The organism is Streptomyces sp. GS7 (genome assembly GCF_009834125.1).
Lineage (GTDB): Bacteria > Actinomycetota > Actinomycetes > Streptomycetales > Streptomycetaceae > Streptomyces.
Genome location: NZ_CP047146.1, coordinates 3,789,511 through 3,806,786, shown reverse-complemented (window position 1 = coordinate 3,806,786; position 17,276 = coordinate 3,789,511). Strand labels below are relative to the sequence as shown.

Here is a 17,276-nt window from a genome sequence, read left to right as displayed (position 1 = left end):
CCGTCAGGGCATGCGGGAGGCCGTCAGTCCTCGCCCTTGCGGTGGGTGTTCAGGCACAGCGCCCAGCCGTCGGTGTAGCTGTTCGGCGCGGGCGATCCCCCGGCGTGGGCGGCGGCTGTCCAGTAGGCCGGCCCGGCGGCACCGTCGCGAACCGGGTTGCCCGCGGAGTCGCTGGGGAAGCTGCCGTTGAGGTGGGGGCCTCCCGAGCCCGTCTTCGTGAAGTCGGTCGTCGTCACCCCGCCTCCGCTGATGGCCGCTCCCCCACTGATCAGGCTGCCGTCTTCGCGGCGGCAGCCGACGGTCACGGTCTGCCCCGTGGCGGCCCCGTCGGGCCCGCCCACCTCGCGGAAGTGGACCGTCGTGACCGCGCGGCGGACGTTGTCGTGCCCGGCGGTGCAGATCGCGTAGGCATAGGTGGTGTTGTCCATGTCGCGGCCGCCGCCGATCCCGCCGACGGCCGTCCAGGAGTCGGGGTTGGTCTCACCATCCGCCGCCGCCTTCTTGCCGAAGTCGTGCGCGGCGTTGTCGAAGGTCGGGAAGCTCGCGATCGGCTTGAGGCTGCCCACGCTCGCCGGGGTGGTGCGGGCGCCGCCGCCGAGCAGGACGGTGCCGTTCGGGCAGGTCGCCGTGACCAGCCGGTCCGACAGGCCGGTCGAGGGACCGGCGATCTTGTTCATGACCACCTGGGTGTGCCTGATCCGGTGGCCCTGGACGCATATCGCGTAAGGGGTGGTGGAGAAGGAGGGGCTGCTGTGGCTCCCGCTGCCGCCGAACGCAAGCCAGTGGGTCACGTCGTGACCGACGACGCCAGGTGTGCCGGTGTACTCGGTCGTGCCGTCGGGACTGGGGGCGATGCCCATCACGTGGTTGCCGTTGGAGTCCGGGCCGGTGCCGATGGCCTGGTCGACGCCACCGCCGGTGATCAGGCCGTGGGCGCAGTCCGCGTGGGACGCGACCCCGGTGAAGGCGGTCGCCGGGCCGACGGTGGCCCCGGGAGTCCGCACGGTGACGCCGGCGGATTCGGCGTCCGCGGTTCCCGGCACCGTGACGACCAGCGCGGCGCCCAGGACCGCCGCCGCCCGCGCGGCGGAGCGCAGCGAGTTGTTGTTCCTCATGGGTTGTTCCTCATGGGTTGTTCCTCTCCGAAGTCAGCTGTGAAGTCAGCTGTCAGACACCGTCGTTGGCGCACAGCGCCCAGGCGTCGGTGTGGGTTCCGGCCGATGCCATGCCGCCGGTGTGCCCGAAGGCGGTCCAGTACGCCGCCGTGGTGGTCCCGTCCGAGACCGCGTTGCCCGCGGAGTCGCTGGGGAAGCTGCCGTTGAGGTGGTCGCCGCCGGAACCCGGTCCGGTGAAGTCGGTGGTCGTCACGTTGCCGCCGCTGATGGCGGCACCGCCGCTGACCATGTTCCCGTCGGTGCCGCAGCCGACGGTCGCCGTCTGGCCGGTGCTTGCCGTGGTCGGGCCGGCCACCTCGGTGTTGTGGACCTTCACCGTGACGCCGCTGACGTTGATGCCCGTACCGCTGCACATGGCGTATGCGTACGTCTCGTTGGAGGTGTTGCCGCTGCCGGCGTCCCACCCGACGGCGGTCCAGGAGTCGGGGTTGGTCTCACCGTCCGCCGCGGCTTTCTTTCCGAAGTCGTGCGCGGCGTTGTTGAAGGTGGGGAAGCTCGCGATCGCCTTGAAGTTCCCGACACTGGCCGGGGTGGTCCGGACACCGCCGCCGAGCAGGACCGTGTTGGCCGGACAGGTCGCCGTGACGAGGCCGACCGTCGAGGCGGTGGTGGGCGCGTTGACCTTGTTCATCACCACCTGGGTGTGATTGATCAGGTTGCTGCTGAAACACATGGCGTAGGGGGTTGTGGAGTACGCGGGGTCGAGCCTGCCCCCTGTTCCCCCGATGCCGAGCCAGTGCGCCGCGTCGGTGCCGACGACGCCGGGTGTGCCGGTGTACTCGGTGGTGCCGTCGGAGCTGGGCGCGCTGCCCATCACGTGGTTGCCGTCCGCGCTGCCGTTTGCCTGGTCGATCCCACCACCGGAGGCGAGGCCGCTGGCGCAGTCCGCGTGCGTCGATATCTCGGAGTCGATGGCGGTGGGTCCGCTGGTGGCTCCGGGCGTCTTCACGGTCACGGCAACGGTGTTGGCGTACGCGGTTCCTGACACCGTCACGGTCAGCAGGGCCCCCAGGACCAGTGCCTTCCCCATGGCGGAGCGCAGCCGGACTCTCGTGCTCATCGGAGTCTCCCTCCTTCGTCGCCGACCTGGCGAACGAGCGCACACTCTGCCGCAGATGTGAGGAGAAAGTCTCCTGTCACATGGCACAAGCGAGGGGGTTGCCGTCTGTGCGAGGGCACATCAGGCAGCGCTCCGCCTCCTGGGGCGCCGTGCGCGCCCGCACAGCGCAACCACCGGCGAAGGAGGCGAAGGGCGATCTTGTTCCCCGCTACCGACGACGATGCGCGGAAGGTGGCCGCGCCCCTCCGCGAGGACACTGGCCCCATGACGACGAACCGAGCCCTGTCCTTCGACACCGCGCCCCGGCGGCGCACTCGCGCTGTGGTGGAACTGCGCCGACCACGCCGTCGGCCGGATCGCCTCCGCCTTCATGGTCCGCGGCACGGTCAGCGCCGGCCCCTTCCTCATCGAGGAGCGCGCCCGCCTCTCCGCCCTCTCCCCCGAGGGCACGGTCGAGGAGAGCCACGTGGTGCGCCTGGCCGTCGCGGTCTTGTGTACACCATTCTGAACACCCTTGGATTGAAAGGCGGTTGAGGGAAACTGCGGCAGACCGTGGCCGTGGTAGACGCGGCGCGTACGCGAACGGGGCCCTGCCGGGCAGGGTCGGTGCGAGGGACGGCTGGGCTGCGAGGTCACGCGCAGGACCACAATGACGGCGTTCTGTCACATCCGGGCAGGGACAACCGCCTTGAACCTCACGTGGCGTCAGGCGGCACCCTTGGCACATGGCCTTCGAACAGACATGGAAGGTCGGGGCGCTCGCCACGGCGAGTGGACTGACCGTTCGTACCTTGCACCACTGGGACCGGATCGGGCTGCTCAACCCGTCGCGCCGTACGGTCTCCGGGCATCGCGAGTACACCGAGCACGATGTGATCCGCCTCTTCCAGGTACTCGCCCTGCGACGCCTGGGGTTGGGACTGGAGTCCATCGCCACCTGCCTGGACGCGGGTGTCGACCCGGTGCGGCTGGTGGGCCAGCACCTGTCCGACGTGGAGGCGGCTATCGCCTCCCTGGATGCCCTGCGGCAGCGGTTGTCCCACATCCACCGTGAACTGAGCCACGCCCGCGAGCCGGGGACTTCCGCACTGATCAACGTGCTCCAGGCCATGCGCGGTACCGGCTCGGCGGCCGACCAGGCACTGCGGCGCCACGTCGACGACGACCAACTCCAGGCGCTTCAGGACCGGGCCGGCGCGCTCGGCCAGGCAGCCCACTACCTCTTGGAGATCGAGTGGCCGGAGCTGTACCGCCGGGCCGAGGCCCTCCGCCTGGCGGGGACGGATCCGGCCGCTCCCGAGGTGCAGAAGATCGTGGCCCGCATGGACGAACTCAGCGCGATGTTCGCCGGGGGCGACGGCACCCTCACAGCGGCGGTGCGCTCCGCCTGGCAGCACGAGCCGGCCGCGATGTCCGGAGACCCGACCGCGCCGGCCGATGCCTGGCAGGACCTGACCGCCTACCTCGACCGCGCCCGCTCGGCCTCATAACCCCATCCCCGCACCGTTCCGTCCCTTCTCCGAGGAGCAGCCATGCCCCGCACCGTCCGCCTCCGCATTTCCCTGTACGCCGCGCTGCCCGCCCTCCTGCCGGCCCTGGTCATCCTCTCCGCCATGGCGGTTGCCGGTCTGGTCCCCTGGACGGTCCCCCCGTCCGTGGCCCTGGCCCTGACCGTCCAGTCACTGATCACGTTCATCCGCCTCGGGCGCATCCCCGACACCACTGCCGGCGCGAGTCGCCGGGCGTGACGCACAACTCCACGGCGGCTCACCGCCGGGCCCACGGGAAGCCGCCGTCCTGATCGGCTCTGCTCAACCCTTTACCCGGCAGCCGATGGTTCCGCTTGAGGCGTCGAACTGGTGGGCCTTGGGGTGCCTGTGTACGGGAAAAAAGGAAGTTCTTGCACACGTTCCAGAGAGAGGAGTGCTGTTCGTGCCTGGCGCGGCGGCCCGGACGCCGGTGTCGCTGATCGAGCCCGCGCGCCCCGGGCCGAGGCGTCGGCCACCCCGAGCCGCCGTTCAGGGCCCCTTCGGGGTGCGTACGGCCGCCAGCCTGCACCACGCTCAACTTCCGGAAGTCCCAACGATGTTGAGGACTACGACACCAACCGCTCGCACACCGCCGGGACGCACACCGAGCGGCACCAAGGCAGCGCGGCGCAGCCCGTCGCGCCGCACGAATTGCCCCACCGGAACGGGCAGGGATTGCACCGCTCACAGGGTCTTTTCGCTCCTAGAGTCGTACTCACGACGACAGCGACATCGGACCGAGAGGACCCACACCATGAGCAGCGACAACATCACGAACGCAGCCAACGCCGGCTTCGACGCCGTTCTCACGCGCGGGGCGGACGCCGAAACCGCCAGCGACCCCAGCAGCGTCATGACGCTGCTGGCGGATTCCGACACCACCGGCGGGCTGCTGACCAGCTACCGCTCCACCTTCGCCAAGGGTGCGGTCGGCGCGCCCGCTCACTTCCACACCCGCGCCGCCGAACTCTTCTACGTCATCGACGGCGCCCTGCGAGTGCTGGTGGACGAGGAGATCACCGTGCTGAACGCCGGGGACTTTCTTCTCGTGCCCCCGAACACCCCGCACGCCTTCGCCGCCGCTCCCGGGCACGAGGCCGACGTCCTGTTCGCCTTCACGCCCGGCCTGGCGCGCTTCGACTACCTCCGGCTGCTGGGCCGGGTCATGCGCGGTGAGGCCAGCCCCCAGGAAATCAAGGACTCCTCCGAGCGGTTCGACAACCACTATGTCGAGAGCCCGGTCTGGCACAACGCACTGAAGGCCGCGCACTGATCCACCGTGCGGAAGCCAAAACCGAAGCCAAAGCCAAAGCCACAAACCGAAGCCAGAACCGAAGCCGCGGCCCCCGGGCGGGATATCCCACAGGCCCTAGTCCAGCGGCTTCCGCCCCCAGGCGGAGATCAACGGCGCCGTCGCGGTGTCGAGGCGCCCGGACCCGATGTTCGCCAGATGCTCCTCGATCTCCTCGCCGGTCGCCAGTCCGCTCTCGATCAGCCGGTCGCGGATCTGCCGCACGGTCGCGGCCTCCAGCACGCTCCCGGCCGGAGACGTGATCGGGAAGTACGCGTCCGCCTCGACATCGGCCAGGCCCGCCGCACGCAGCAGCCTGGGGAGCGTGCGCCCGAAGGCGAGTTGCGCGCCCCGGTCCGCGAGCAGCGTTCGAAAGCCGCGCCGGATCCGGTTGGCGAGCTCCTGCTCGGGGCCGTACTCATCGGGGCAGGCCAGCGGCTGCAGCGCCGGGTCGGCATCCTCCACCAGCAGCCACCCACCGGGCCGCAGAGCCCGCACCATGGCTCGCAGCGCGGCCTCGCGCTGCGGCACGTGCACCAGGACGAGCCGCGCGTGCACGAGGTCGAACGGCCCCTGCGGCGGCTCGTCGGCGGCCACGTCGTGCCGTACCACCTCGTACGGCGCCCCGGCCCGCGGCATCCACGAGGTATCGAGATCGGTGGCCAGCACCCGGCCCTGCTCCCCGACCCGCTCGGCCAGCCACCCGGGGATGCTCGGGCCGCCCGCCCCGACCTCCCAGCAGCTCCACCCGTCCGCGATCCCCAACGCCCGCAGCCGTCGGAACGTCCCCGGATCGAACAACTCCGCCAACGCCGCGAACCGCTCCCCGGCCTCGGCTTGTTGGTTGTCGAGCAGATACCCCTTGCCGTGCACCTCGGCCGCTTCATAGTCCGTCACCGCCCGAACGTAACAGGGCGATCCACGGACCGCGGAGAGGGGACCGGCGCACCGCCCGGCGTCACCCACGGCCCCGGCCCGAGTTGCGGATGCACGAGCCGAAGGGTTTTGCCATTTTTGCCATCTCGGCAATTTTGCCATCTGCGCAATCTTGCCAGCTCGGCAAGATTCGCTCTAGGCTGCGCGCATGGCACCTGAAGACGAGGCCCGCGCGACCGAGCAGCCCGGACTCCGCGAGCGCAAGAAACGGGAGACCCGGGTCGCACTGAGCCAGGCGGCGATCCGGCTCTGCGTCCTGCGCGGCTGGGCCGATGTGACGGTTGATCAGATCGCCGCCGAGGCCAACGTCTCCGTCCGCACGTTCCGCAACTACTTCGGCGGCAAGGCCGAGGCGATCGCCGCCAGTCACCTGGAGCGGATGCTCCGGGTCGCCGACGACCTGCTCACCCGCCCGGCCGGCGAACCGCTCTGGGACGCGCTGCTGCACGCCCTTCTGGGCCAGTTCGCACCCTCGGGCAACTCCATGCCACAGAACGACCGTTGGCGCGAGGGGGTGCGGCTGATGCTGGCCGAACCCGCGCTGGCCGGTGAGATCGTCAAGGCCAACGCCGCCGCCCAGCAGGAGTTGGCCAAGGCCATCGCGCGACGCACCGGCACCGACGCCGAACGCGACGTCTACCCGAAGCTGGTCGCGGCCGTGGTCGCGGCCGGCAGCGGGGTGGCCGTCGAACACAGCCTGCGCGCCGACGAAACCGCGCCGCTCGGCGCGGTCCTGGCCCAGGTCTTCGAGCAGCTCGCCGCCGGACTGCCCGTCCCGTAGCGCCTGTCCGGCAGGTCGGGCCCAGGCGAAGAACGGCGACCGGCTCGCTTCGGTGCCGCCCTTTCCCGTTCGCACCAAGGAGACATGACCGTGACATCCGACGTGATCATCGTGGGCGGCGGCCCGAACGGGCTGATGCTGGCCTGCGAACTGAGCCTGGCCGGCATCCGCCCGATCGTGCTGGAGCAGCTACCGCAGCCCAGTACCGAGCCCAAGGCCAACGGCCTGCTCGGCCAGGTGGTGCGGCTGGCCGACCACCGCGGCCTGCACGAGCCACTCAGCGGCAGCCCGGAGCCGCCGCAGCCGAACTCCGCCTACTTCATGTTCGCGGCCATGGGTCTCAACCTCGGCCTGCTGGATGCCAGTCCGGTCTTCGCCCTGGCCGCCCCGCAGCACCGGATCGTCGAGGTCCTGGAGGAGCGTGCCCGCGCACTCGGCGTCGACCTGCGGCGTGGGCACCGGGTCGGCGCCGTCGCCCAGGACGCGGACGCCGTCACCCTGGACGTCACCGGCCCCGACGGAGCGCGGCGGCTCCGCGCCCGGTACGTGATCGGAGCGGACGGCGCGCACAGCGTGATCCGCAAGCTCTGCGGGATCGGGTTCCCCGGTGTCAGCTACGACCGCCGCACCAACCGCACCGCCCATGCCACCGTCCCGGCCGACTGGGTCGACCCCGCCAGCGGCGCCCTCACCCTTCCCGGCCACGGGCCGGTCCTGCCCTTCCTGCCCCACCGCACCGAGCAGGGCGGCTTCTCCTACGCGCCATTCCCCGGCCGACCGCCGCTGGTCAGCACCACCGAGTGGGACCAGCCCGCGACGGACGAGCCGATGACCCTGGCCGAAATGGAGTCAAGTGTCCGCCGAGTAATGGGTGTTGACCTGCCGCTCGGACCGCCGGACGGAACGGGCCCGCATGTGCTGCGACGGCTGGCCGGCGGCAACACCCGGGTCGCCGACCGGTTCCGCGACCGCCGGGTCTTCCTGGTCGGCGACGCCGCCCACGTCTACGCCTCCGGCGGCGGCCCCGGGCTGAACCTCGGCCTGCAGGACGCCGCCAACCTGGGATGGAAGCTCGCCGCCGCGCTGCACGACACCGCTCCGCCCGGCCTGCTCGACAGCTACGACACCGAGCGCCGCCAGGCCGCCCGCCGCATGGTCCTCAACGCCGAGGCCCAGTCCGCGCTCACCGCACCGGGGACCGACACCACCGCCCTGCGTGAACTCTTCGGTGAGCTGCTGACCCGCAAGGAGGTCGTCCAGCACCTCGCCGACCTCACCGCGGGCACCGATGTGCGCCATGAGATGGGTATCGCCGATCCCCACCCCGCAGTCGGCTATTTCGCACCGGAGTTGGAGCTGGTCACGGAGACGGGGAAGGTCCGGTTGGCTGAACTCTCCCGTAATGCCCGGCCGTTGCTGGTCGATCTGACCGAGGATCAGTCGCTGTCAGAAGCCCTGACGGCACGTCAGGACGCCATCGACCTCGTCACCGCACACGGCGGCCCGGCCGACATCACCGGCCTGCTGATCCGCCCCGACGGCTACGTGGCCTGGGCCTGCGGCTCACCCCGCCCGGACCAGGCCGAGTTGACCGACCTGCGGGCGGCCGTCCAGCGCTGGTTCACGGCCTGAACCGCAACCGCTCCGCGTCGCCGACCCTGGAATCCCGGCGACGCGGGCGCGGACCCGGTCGGCCCGGGCGGCCGGGTCCGGGACGGGCAAGGCCGGCGCGCGAGCCTCCCGCCACCTCGATCCCTTCCCCTCTCCGTACTAGTGCACCTGACTGCCTGACCGCTTGCCTGCCCCGTCTCACGCCGCCACAGCGCGCCACAGGTCCACGGTGCGCCCATCGCACGCTCCCCACACCAGGGCACTAGTGCACCACCTGAGCAAATCCCCTGCACAGCAGCGGATTTGCGCTTGCCTAGTACGCGTTTACGCCGTACATTCTCTGCCCATGGGGAACACCGACATACTCATCTCCGGTGCCGGCATCGCCGGCACCGCGCTGGCGTACTGGCTGCGCAGGGCCGGCTTCACCGTCACGGTCGTAGAGCGCGCACCGGAACCACGGCCGGGTGGCCAGACCGTGGATCTGCGGGGCGCCGGCCGCACCGTGGTCACGCGCATGGGGCTGATGGACCAGGCGCGGGCGCTGAGCGTCGACCAGCGCGGCCTGGCATGCGTCGACGCGTCCGGCCGCATCACCGCCCGGTTGCCGGCGGACAGCTTCGGCGGCGAGGGAATCGTTTCCGAGATCGAGATCCTGCGCGGCGACCTCGGCCGCCTGCTCTATGACGCCACGGTGCCGGAGACCGAGTACGTCTTCGATGACACCATCACCGGTCTCGACCAGGACGACGACGGGGTCACCGTCACCTTCGAGAAGACCGGCCCACGCCGGTTCGGGCTGGTCGTCGGTGCGGACGGGCTGCACTCGGTCGTACGGTCCCTGGCCTTCGGGCCGGAGTCGGACCATGTCCGCCCGTTGGGCGTCTACACGGCGTGGTTCACCGCCGTCGAGGAGCTGGAGCTCGACGGCTGGTACCAGATGTACAACGTGCCCGGTGGGCTCGTCGCCTCGGCGCGGCCCGGCCGTCGAGCCGGCGAGATCAAGGCCGGCCTCAGCTTCCGGTCGGCACCGATCACCTACGACCGCCGCGACATCGCGGCGCAACAGGACATGCTGGCCCGGCGCTTCGCCGGGGCCGGCTGGGAAGTGCCGCGGCTGCTGCGGGCGATGCGCTCCGCGTCGGACTTCTTCTTCGACTCCATGGGCCAGGTGCACCTCGACAGCTGGGCCCGCGGCCGGGTGGTGCTGCTCGGCGACGCCGGCTACTGCCCCACGCCGCTCACCGGCCTCGGTACCAGCCTGGCCCTGGTCGGCGCGTACGTGCTGGCGGGTGAACTGGCCTCGGCCGACGGCGATCACCGCATCGCCTTGCGAAACTACGACGAGACCATGCGCCCCTATGTCGACCAGGCCCAGCAGTTGCCGCCCGGCGGCGCCGCGGGATACGCGCCCTCCAGCGCACTCGCCATCCGGTTGCGGGGCCTGTCGATGCGCTCGATGACGCGCTGGCCGATGCGGAATCTGCTCGCCGCGCAGTTCGCCAAGGCCGGGGACATCGCTCTGCCGGACTACGGCCTTCCTGCAGTCGGCGAACAGCCGGCGTCCTCTACCGGGGCGGGGCGCTGAAACACAACGTTCCGCCTGAGCCGCCTGCTTGACGGTCGGTCCGGTCAGCCACCACCGCGTTCGGCCATGTCGTCCTCCAGGGCGTCCAGCCGGTTGATCACCTCGACCACACCGTCGACGCTCTCGCACAGGCGCACCGCGACGGGGACCAGGCTCCTGCGCTCCAGGGCGCCGCTGAGCGTCACCGTGCCCTCGGCGACGTCGACCGTGACGGCGGAGGGGGCGACGCCCAGTGTGCGGGTCAGTACGTCCTCCAGGATCTCTTCCTGGATCGCGCGGTCCCGCCGCAGGAAGAGCTGGACGAGGTCGCGGCGGCTGATCACGCCGATGAGCCGGCCGGATTCGTCGACCACCGGCAGCCGCTTGACCCGCTTCTCCTCCATCGTCCTGGCTGCCCGCACGGCGCTCCACTCGGGCCGCGCCACCACGGCAGGGCTCGTCATGATCGCACCGGCGGTGGTGCGTCCCCGCTCCTCGGACGGCCGGCGCAGCAGATCGGCCTCGGAGACGACTCCCACCGGCCGCTCGTCCTCGTCGATGACCGGAACCGCGCTGATGTCGTACTCATGGAGCAGACGCGCGATCTCCCGGAACGGGGTGCCCCGCTGGGCGACGACGGCGTTGGGGGTCATCAGATCGGCGACGCTGCGATGCCGCATGCGGTCCAGTCCCTTCTCGACGGTTCAGTGCGTACGAGCCTGTCGCGTCCGGTTGCCCGCAGGTAGGGCCGGGCGGCCCTCGGCGGAGCCGTTGGTGGTCCCGGTATGCCGGCGGTCCCGGTCGGCCGTCGGGTCGTTTCCGGCCCGTCGACTGCTCGGTCGCGGGAAGGACGCACGTCTGCGCTTCGTCCGCACCGTCATGATATGTGCGGTATCGGAAGGGTGGCAGCGGGCCCGGGGGGAGTGCGGAGGGCCGGGGCGATACCGCGGGTCAGCGGGCCTGGGAACCGAACGGGACCCGGGGGAAGGTCACGGTGAATTCGGTGTGCCCGGGGCGGCTGTTCATCGCGACCCGTCCGCCGTGCGCGGTGACCACCGCGTCGACGATGGCCAGCCCCAGACCGGTGCCGCCCGCCGCCCGTGAGCGGCTGTGGTCGACCCGCACGAAGCGGCCGAAGACTTCGTGCTGGACCTCGTCGGGCACGCCGAGGCCGTCGTCGGCCACCGTCAGCCGGGTCCCCTGGTGGTCGGCGTCCAGCCGCACCGTCACGGCGGTCCCCGGCGGGGTGTGCATACGGGCGTTGGCGAGAAGGTTGCCGACGACCTGGTGCAGGCGGTGGTCGTCGCCCTCGACCGTCACCGCCGTCTCGGGGAGGTCGAGCAGCCACCGGTGCCGTGGGCCGGCCGCCCGCGCGTCGTCGGCCGCGTCGATCACCAGCCGCGTCAGATCCACCGGCTTGCGCTCCAGGGCGCGGCCGGCGTCGAGACGGGCGAGCAGCAGCAGATCGTCCACCAGGCGGCTCATCCGCTCCGACTCCGACTGGATCCGCTCCAGGGAACGCCGGACCTCGCCGGGCACCGGCCCCTTGTGACGGAGGGCGAGTTCCGCATGGCCGCGGACGTTGGCCACCGGGGTCCGCAGCTCATGGCTGGCGTCGGCGGCGAAGTGCCGCAGCCGTTCCTCGCTCGCCTGGCGACGTTCCAGGGCGTTCCCCACGTGACCGAGCATGCGATTGAGGGAGGTGCCGACCTGCCCGACCTCGGTGTGCGGTTCGGCCACCGGCACGGGCTCCGGCATCGCGACCTCGCCACTGGCCAGCGGCAGTTCGGCCACGCTCGCGGCCGTGGTCGTCACGCGGCGCAGCGGACGCAGCGACAGCCGTACCCACAGGGCGCCCAGGACTCCGGTCACCACGAGGGCGCCGCCGAAGACCGCCGCCTCGACCGCCTCCAGCTGGTGCACCGTCTCCTCGACGGGGCGCAGGGGCAGGCCCGTGATCAGGACGTCGCCGTCGTCGCCCAGGACCGCGTTGACGCGGTACCGCCCCAGTGCGGACAGCCGGATGCTGTGTCCGGAACCGTCGGCCGGGAGGGCGGCCAGCGCCCGGCGGTCGCCGGCGGCCAGCGGCACCGCGGCATCCGTCCGGTCTCGTACGACGGCCGCCTGGGTCGGGGTGTCGCGCAGCAGCCGGGCGCCGAAAGTGCCCTCGGACTGGCCGCGGGTGTCCGGCTGGTTGTCGGCGTCCGGTTCGGCCTCGTGTTCCAGGCTGGCCGCGAACCGGCCGGCGGAGGCGGAGAGCTGCTGGTCCAGGCGGCTCACCAGGAACCGTTCGAGCGCGACGACCGTGGTGACGCCGACCGCCAGGCAGGCCAGTGCCAGGAGCGTGACCAGGCCGGCGGTGAGCTGGCTGCGCAGGGTGCGGGGGACGAGCCGGATCACGCGGGCTCCGGCTTGAGGACGTATCCGACGCCGCGGACCGTGTGGATCATCGGGGTCCGGCCGGCGTCGATCTTCTTGCGCAGATAGCTGATGTACAGCTCGACGACGTGTGCCCGGCCGCCGAAGTCGTAGGACCAGACCCGGTCGAGGATCTGCGCCTTGGACAGCACCCGCCGGGGGTTGCGCATCAGGAACCGGAGCAGCTCGAACTCGGTGCGGGACAGCTCGATCAGTTCACCGCCCCGGACGACCTCCCTGGCCTCCTCGTCCATGACGAGGTCCCCGACGACCAGCTGGTCGCCGTGCGGCTCGTGTGCCATCCCGGCCCGGCGCAGCAGACCGCGCAGCCGTGCCAGCACTTCCTCCAGGCTGAACGGCTTGGTCACATAGTCGTCGCCGCCCGCGGTGATGCCGGCGATCCGGTCCTCGACGGCGTCACGCGCGGTGAGGAAAAGGACACAGACCGTCTTCAACTCCTTGCGCAGCAGGTGCAGTACCTGGAGGCCGTCGATGTCGGGCAGCATCCAGTCCAGGACGACGGCGTGCGGGTGGAAGGTCCTGGCCACCGTGAGCGCGGAGGCGCCGTCGGCGGCGCTGCGGACCTCCCAGCCCTCGCCCGCCAGGGCGCCGGAGAGCACCTCGGTGACGTCCGGCTCGTCGTCGATCACCAGGACGCGCAGCGGCGAGCCGTCGGCGCTGTGCAGCGGGGCAGGGGTGCGGTGCAAGTGCATGGTGCCTCCAGCATCCCCTGTCCAGGGGGGTGCGCGGGTATGAGCCGGCTCTCAGTTTCCTGTGAATCCCGTGGTGGGGGCGCCGCTCAGAGGATCTTCAGAAGTTGCGCTGCGACGCTGGCGCGGACCACGGAAGGGAGGTCCCATGAGCACCATCTCGCACACCCGCAGCGATGCCCCCGGCAGCGCCCCGCCCCGCCGGCTGCCGCCCCTGGCTCCGCTGCTGGCCCAGGGCGCCGTCTGGGCCGGTGCCGTCGGTGTCCTGGCCCTGTGGTGGACGGGCACGGCGTCCGTGGTGGGTCCGGCGGGCTGGCTCACCGGCGCCGGCCGGATCACCGGACTGCTGGCCGGCTACGCCTGCGCGGTGCTCGTCGCGCTGATGGCCCGCGTTCCGCTGCTCGACCACACCCTGGGCACCGACCGCCTCGCGCGCTGGCACGCCATGGCCGGGCGCTACACCATCTCGCTGGTGCTGGCCCACGCCCTGCTGATCACCTGGGGCTACACCCTCACCGCGCGGGGCGGTGTTCTGCACGAGACGGCCACCCTCGTCTTCGACTACCCGGACATGCTCAAGGCCACCGCGGGCTTCCTGCTGCTGATCGTCACCGGTGTCGTCTCGGCGCGCGCCGCCCGCCGACGGATGAGCTACGAAACCTGGCACTACCTCCACTTCGCCACCTACCTGGCCATCTTCCTCGCCTTCGGCCACCAGCTCTCCAACGGCGCCGACTTCGTGGGCCGGCGGCCCGCCCAGCTCGGCTGGTACGCCCTGTACGGGGCGGTGGCGGCGCTGATCGTCTGGTATCGCTTCGTGGTACCGGTACGACGGGCCCGGCGCCACCGGCTCCGGGTGACCGAGGTCCGCCCGGAGGCTCCGGGCGTGGTGTCGATACTCCTCACCGGGGAGCGACTGGCCGAACTCGGCGCCCGGCCGGGCCAGTTCTTCCGCTGGCGGTTCCTGGCACCGGGCCTGTGGTGGACCGCCAACCCCTACTCGCTCTCCGCACCGCCGCTCCCCCACCAGCTGCGCATCACGGTCAAGGAGGCCGGCGGGCACAGCGCGGCCCTGGCCCGGCTGCGGCCCGGCACCCGGGTGTGGGCCGAAGGCCCCTACGGCGCGTTCACCGAGGCGCGGCGCCGGTCGGCGAAGGTGCTGCTGCTCGGCGGCGGCGTGGGCATCACCCCGCTGCGTACGCTCTTCGAAACCCTCCCCGGCGAGGTCACGCTCATCTACCGGGCACGGCGCCCGGAAGACCTCGCCCTGCGTGCCGAGCTCGATGCGATCGCCGCCGCTCGCGGCACGGCCGTCCACTACTTCGTCGACGAACCGGTCGCGTACTCCGCGCCGCTCACCGCCCGCGCACTCAAGTCCGTGATCCCCGACCTGGCCGCACACGAGGTGTACCTGTGCGGTCCGCCCGGCATGACCAGCGCTGCCCGACGGGCCCTGCGCGGGGCCGGTGTGCCCCAACACCGCATCCACCACGAGTCGTTCGCGTTCTGAAGGAGCCACTGTGCGCCGAGCCGTTCTGACCGCAGCGTCGACCAGCGCACTGGTCGTCCTGCTGCTCTCCCTCAAGCCGCACCAGCCCGCCGGCCTGACCGGCGACCTGGCCCAGGGGGGCAGCGCGCCGTCCCCGGCGCCCACCGGCCGTCCGACACAGAGCAGCCACCCGGCCGGCGGCAAGCACCCGGCCAGCGGCACCTTCACCGGCGCCCCGGTCGACACCCGCTACGGCACCGTGCAGGTCGCCGCCACCGTCAACGTGGGCCGGCTGACCGCCGTCAAGGTGCTGCAGGCCCCGTCCGACAACGGCCGTGACCAGGAGATCGCCGCCTACGCCCTGCCGCGCCTGACGCAGGAGGCGCTGAGCGCACACGGTGCCGCCATCGACGCGGTGTCCGGAGCCAGTTACACCAGCGCCGGCTACATCCGGTCGCTGCAGAGCGCCCTGGACAAGGCCGGTGCCTGAACCCCGGCACGGGCTGCGCCACGTCGAGCAGGCCATGGGCACCGTCTTCTCGTTCGACGTCCGCGACACCCGCACCCCCGCCATCGAGACCGCCCTGGGCGACGCCGTCGCCTGGCTGCACCACGTCGACGAGGTCTTCTCGACCTACCGGGCCGACAGCCCCGTCAGCCGGCTCGCGCGCGGCGAGATCGGACTCGACGAGTGCCCCGCGGAGGTCCGCGAGGTCCTCGACCTCTGTGACCGGGTGGAGCGGACCACCGGCGGCTGGTTCAGCACCACCGCGAACGGCAGCCTCGACCCGACCGGGCTGGTCAAAGGGTGGGCGGTCGATCGCGCCGCGCAGATCCTTCGGGCCGCCGGTGCCCGGCACAGCTGCGTGAACGGCGGCGGCGACCTCCGGCTCAGCGGAGAGGCGGCCCCTGGTGTGCCCTGGCGCATCGGGATCGCCCACCCGCACCGGCCGGGCGAGCTGTGCACCGTCGTCACCGGACGCGACCTGGCCGTCGCCACCTCGGGCACCGCCGAACGCGGGGCCCACATCCTCGATCCGCACACCGGCACCCCCGCGACCCGTCTCGCCTCGGTCACCGTCGTCGGCCCCGACCTCACCACGACCGACGCCTACGCCACGGCGGCCTTCGCCATGGGCCCCGCCGCCCGGGACTGGTTGGAAGGGCTCGACGGTCACGAGGGGTTCGCGGTCGCGCCGGACGGCGGGACCTGGCACACCCGCGGATTCCCCGGCACGCCGGGCGCGGGCCGGTAGCCGCCACCGTCACAGCGAGCACCACCATGGGCTCCCGGATCAGCGCCGCCGCCCGTCCCCGGCCGGACCGGGCCGGTCCCCAGCACAGCCTCGTCTCCCGCCGACGGGCGGCCGGAACGCGTCAAGTGAGGGCGGAGACGGGCGGTTTCGTGCTCGCGGCGATCAGCGCGTCCTGGGGCGGGGGGAGTATCCGGCGCGGTCGGACATGATGGCGAGGACGAGCGGGGAGGTGTGCGGCGGCCGGACGACGGCGATGTCGTCGGCCCTGCCGTAGTCGCCCGTGCCGGTCTTGTCGGCCACCCGCCACCCTCGGGGCAGCCCGGCCCGGACGGGCCCCGGTACCTGCCTTCGAGCGCAGCGGACCGCGCACTGTCCGGTGACGCCGACGGGCGTCGGCCGGGCGCCGGGGACGAGGGACGGCGGGAGGGGCGGGGCCTTACTCGCCCGGGGCGAGGGTGTCCGCGACGATGCGCGCCGCGGCGGCGATCGGCGCGTTGTCCACCGGAGCGTTCCGGGTGGCCTTCGTCGACAGCACGGCCAGCACGATCGGCGTCTTCCGGGTCGTCCAGGCGACGCCGATGTCGTGGGCGCTCGCGTAGTCGCCGGTGCCCGTCTTGTCCGCGACGACCCAGTCCCGCGGCAGCCCGGCGCGAAACCGTTCCTCGCTGGTGGTGTTGCCCTTCATCCAGGTGACCAGGTGCTCGCGATCGGCGTCGGCCAGTGCCCGCCCCACCGTCAGCCGCTCGCAACTGCCGCCGATCGCCTCGGGGGTGGTGGTGTCGCGCAGGTCGCCGGGGAGGGCGGAGTTGAGGTCGGGCTCCCAGCGGTCCAGACGGCTGACCCGGTCGCCGATCGAACGGAAGAAACGCGTGAGACCGGCCGGGCCCCCGATCTGGCGCAGCAGGAGGTTCCCCGCCGCGTTGTCGCTGTACTGGATCGCCGCCGCGCACAGGTCGCCCACCGCCATGCCGGTGTCCACGTGCTGTGCGGTCTTCGGGGAGTTCGGCAGGATGTCCGCGGGCGGGTAGTGGATCACCTTGTCCAGCGGCGCGCAGCGTGCCTGGTCCCGCAGGACCGCGGCGGCGGCGAACGCCTTGAAGGTCGAGCACATCGCGAACCGCTCCCGCGCACGGTAGGCGACGACCTCCCCGGTGCGGACATTGCGGGCGTACACGCCGAGGCGCATCGCGTACCGCCGCTCCAGCTCACGCAACTCCCGCTCAGCACCCCTCTGTTGGGGGGCGGAGGCGGCCGCGGCCGCCGACGACGTCGCGGCGGTGGTGAGCAGGGCGGTGGACACCGCGAGGCCGGTCTTCAGCAGGCCGCGCCGCGGCAGAGGGGTGGCACTGGTCATGTGCGGAGGTCTCCCGTACTCGTCGTCGGTTCCCCGAAGCTCCGGCTCCGCGGAGCTTCGACGGGGACAGCGAAACAGCCGGACTCCACCCATGTCCAA

General features: G+C 71.9%; 17 protein-coding genes and 1 pseudogene. 10 read left to right on the top strand and 8 right to left on the bottom strand.

Going from position 1 to position 17,276, the window contains the following annotated elements; genetic code table 11:
- Positions 1-23: 23 nt before the first annotated feature.
- Together GR130_RS16730 and GR130_RS16725 are read right to left on the bottom strand one after the other, a co-directional pair.
- Positions 24-1,115 (bottom strand): hypothetical protein, encoded by a 1,092-nt coding sequence (locus tag GR130_RS16730; RefSeq protein ID WP_159505485.1) that lies wholly within the window; start codon positions 1,113-1,115, stop codon positions 24-26.
- 52 nt (positions 1,116-1,167) lie between these two features.
- Positions 1,168-2,235, bottom strand: coding sequence for a hypothetical protein (locus GR130_RS16725; protein WP_159505484.1), 1,068 nt, complete (start codon positions 2,233-2,235; stop codon positions 1,168-1,170).
- Between the two features lie 370 nt (positions 2,236-2,605).
- Here GR130_RS16725 and GR130_RS16720 point away from each other — a divergent pair, with 370 nt between their 5' ends.
- The 4 genes from GR130_RS16720 (at position 2,606) to GR130_RS16705 (ending at position 5,037) form a co-directional block, all read left to right on the top strand.
- Positions 2,606-2,743, top strand: a complete 138-nt coding sequence (locus tag GR130_RS16720) for a hypothetical protein (protein ID WP_159505483.1) — start codon at positions 2,606-2,608, stop codon at positions 2,741-2,743.
- Between the two features lie 217 nt (positions 2,744-2,960).
- Positions 2,961-3,725, top strand: a complete 765-nt coding sequence (locus GR130_RS16715) for a MerR family transcriptional regulator (RefSeq protein ID WP_159505482.1) — start codon at positions 2,961-2,963, stop codon at positions 3,723-3,725.
- A gap of 42 nt (positions 3,726-3,767) precedes the next feature.
- The gene (locus tag GR130_RS16710) at positions 3,768-3,983 is read left to right on the top strand and encodes a hypothetical protein (RefSeq protein WP_159505481.1); all 216 of its coding nucleotides are present in this window, start codon (positions 3,768-3,770) and stop codon (positions 3,981-3,983) included.
- Between the two features lie 535 nt (positions 3,984-4,518).
- Positions 4,519-5,037: a cupin domain-containing protein gene (locus GR130_RS16705; RefSeq protein WP_159505480.1), complete on the top strand. Its 519-nt coding sequence runs from the start codon at positions 4,519-4,521 to the stop codon at positions 5,035-5,037.
- A gap of 96 nt (positions 5,038-5,133) precedes the next feature.
- Here GR130_RS16705 and GR130_RS16700 read toward each other — a convergent pair whose 3' ends face one another.
- Positions 5,134-5,952 carry a class I SAM-dependent methyltransferase gene (locus tag GR130_RS16700; RefSeq protein WP_159505479.1) on the bottom strand — a complete coding sequence of 273 codons (819 nt, stop codon included), beginning with the start codon at positions 5,950-5,952 and terminating at the stop codon, positions 5,134-5,136.
- Positions 5,953-6,139: 187 nt separating this feature from the next.
- Here GR130_RS16700 and GR130_RS16695 point away from each other — a divergent pair, with 187 nt between their 5' ends.
- The 3 genes from GR130_RS16695 to GR130_RS16685 all read left to right on the top strand — a co-directional run bounded on the left by GR130_RS16695 (position 6,140) and on the right by GR130_RS16685 (position 9,971).
- Complete coding sequence (locus tag GR130_RS16695) at positions 6,140-6,772, top strand: acyl-CoA-like ligand-binding transcription factor (protein ID WP_159505478.1); 633 nt, start codon at positions 6,140-6,142, stop codon at positions 6,770-6,772.
- Positions 6,773-6,856: 84 nt separating this feature from the next.
- The gene (locus tag GR130_RS16690) at positions 6,857-8,404 is read left to right on the top strand and encodes an FAD-dependent monooxygenase (RefSeq protein WP_236573068.1); all 1,548 of its coding nucleotides are present in this window, start codon (positions 6,857-6,859) and stop codon (positions 8,402-8,404) included.
- Between the two features lie 325 nt (positions 8,405-8,729).
- Entirely contained in the window at positions 8,730-9,971 is a 1,242-nt protein-coding gene (locus GR130_RS16685; protein ID WP_159505477.1) for an FAD-dependent oxidoreductase, read from the top strand.
- 44 nt (positions 9,972-10,015) lie between these two features.
- Here the strand turns inward: GR130_RS16685 and GR130_RS16680 are convergent, their stop codons facing one another.
- The 3 genes from GR130_RS16680 to GR130_RS16670 all read right to left on the bottom strand — a co-directional run bounded on the left by GR130_RS16680 (position 10,016) and on the right by GR130_RS16670 (position 13,081).
- A complete protein-coding gene (locus tag GR130_RS16680; protein ID WP_159505476.1) occupies positions 10,016-10,630 on the bottom strand; it encodes a CBS domain-containing protein in 615 nt (204 codons plus the stop codon).
- A 271-nt stretch (positions 10,631-10,901) separates the two neighbouring features.
- Positions 10,902-12,350, bottom strand: coding sequence for an ATP-binding protein (locus GR130_RS16675; RefSeq protein ID WP_159505475.1), 1,449 nt, complete (start codon positions 12,348-12,350; stop codon positions 10,902-10,904).
- Positions 12,347-13,081, bottom strand: coding sequence for a response regulator transcription factor (locus GR130_RS16670; protein ID WP_159505474.1), 735 nt, complete (start codon positions 13,079-13,081; stop codon positions 12,347-12,349). Before GR130_RS16670 ends, GR130_RS16675 begins: the two co-directional genes overlap by 4 nt.
- Before the next feature lie 145 nt (positions 13,082-13,226).
- Between GR130_RS16670 and GR130_RS16665 the strand changes: the two genes are divergently transcribed.
- Genes GR130_RS16665 through GR130_RS16655 form a run of 3 tightly spaced genes read left to right on the top strand, consistent with a single transcriptional unit; the run spans position 13,227 to position 15,823 of the window.
- Positions 13,227-14,588, top strand: a complete 1,362-nt coding sequence (locus tag GR130_RS16665; protein ID WP_159505473.1) for a ferredoxin reductase family protein — start codon at positions 13,227-13,229, stop codon at positions 14,586-14,588.
- 10 nt (positions 14,589-14,598) lie between these two features.
- On the top strand, positions 14,599-15,057 hold the full coding sequence (locus GR130_RS16660; protein WP_159505472.1) for an FMN-binding protein: 459 nt from the start codon (positions 14,599-14,601) through the stop codon (positions 15,055-15,057).
- A gap of 34 nt (positions 15,058-15,091) precedes the next feature.
- Entirely contained in the window at positions 15,092-15,823 is a 732-nt protein-coding gene (locus tag GR130_RS16655; RefSeq protein WP_159510023.1) for an FAD:protein FMN transferase, read from the top strand.
- Between the two features lie 162 nt (positions 15,824-15,985).
- Here the strand turns inward: GR130_RS16655 and GR130_RS16650 are convergent.
- Both GR130_RS16650 and bla read right to left on the bottom strand, forming a co-directional pair.
- Positions 15,986-16,153: pseudogene (locus tag GR130_RS16650) on the bottom strand (serine hydrolase); the annotation flags it as partial.
- A gap of 106 nt (positions 16,154-16,259) precedes the next feature.
- A complete protein-coding gene (gene bla / locus GR130_RS16645) occupies positions 16,260-17,177 on the bottom strand; it encodes a class A beta-lactamase (RefSeq protein WP_159505471.1) in 918 nt (305 codons plus the stop codon).
- Between the last annotated feature and the right edge of the window lie 99 nt (positions 17,178-17,276).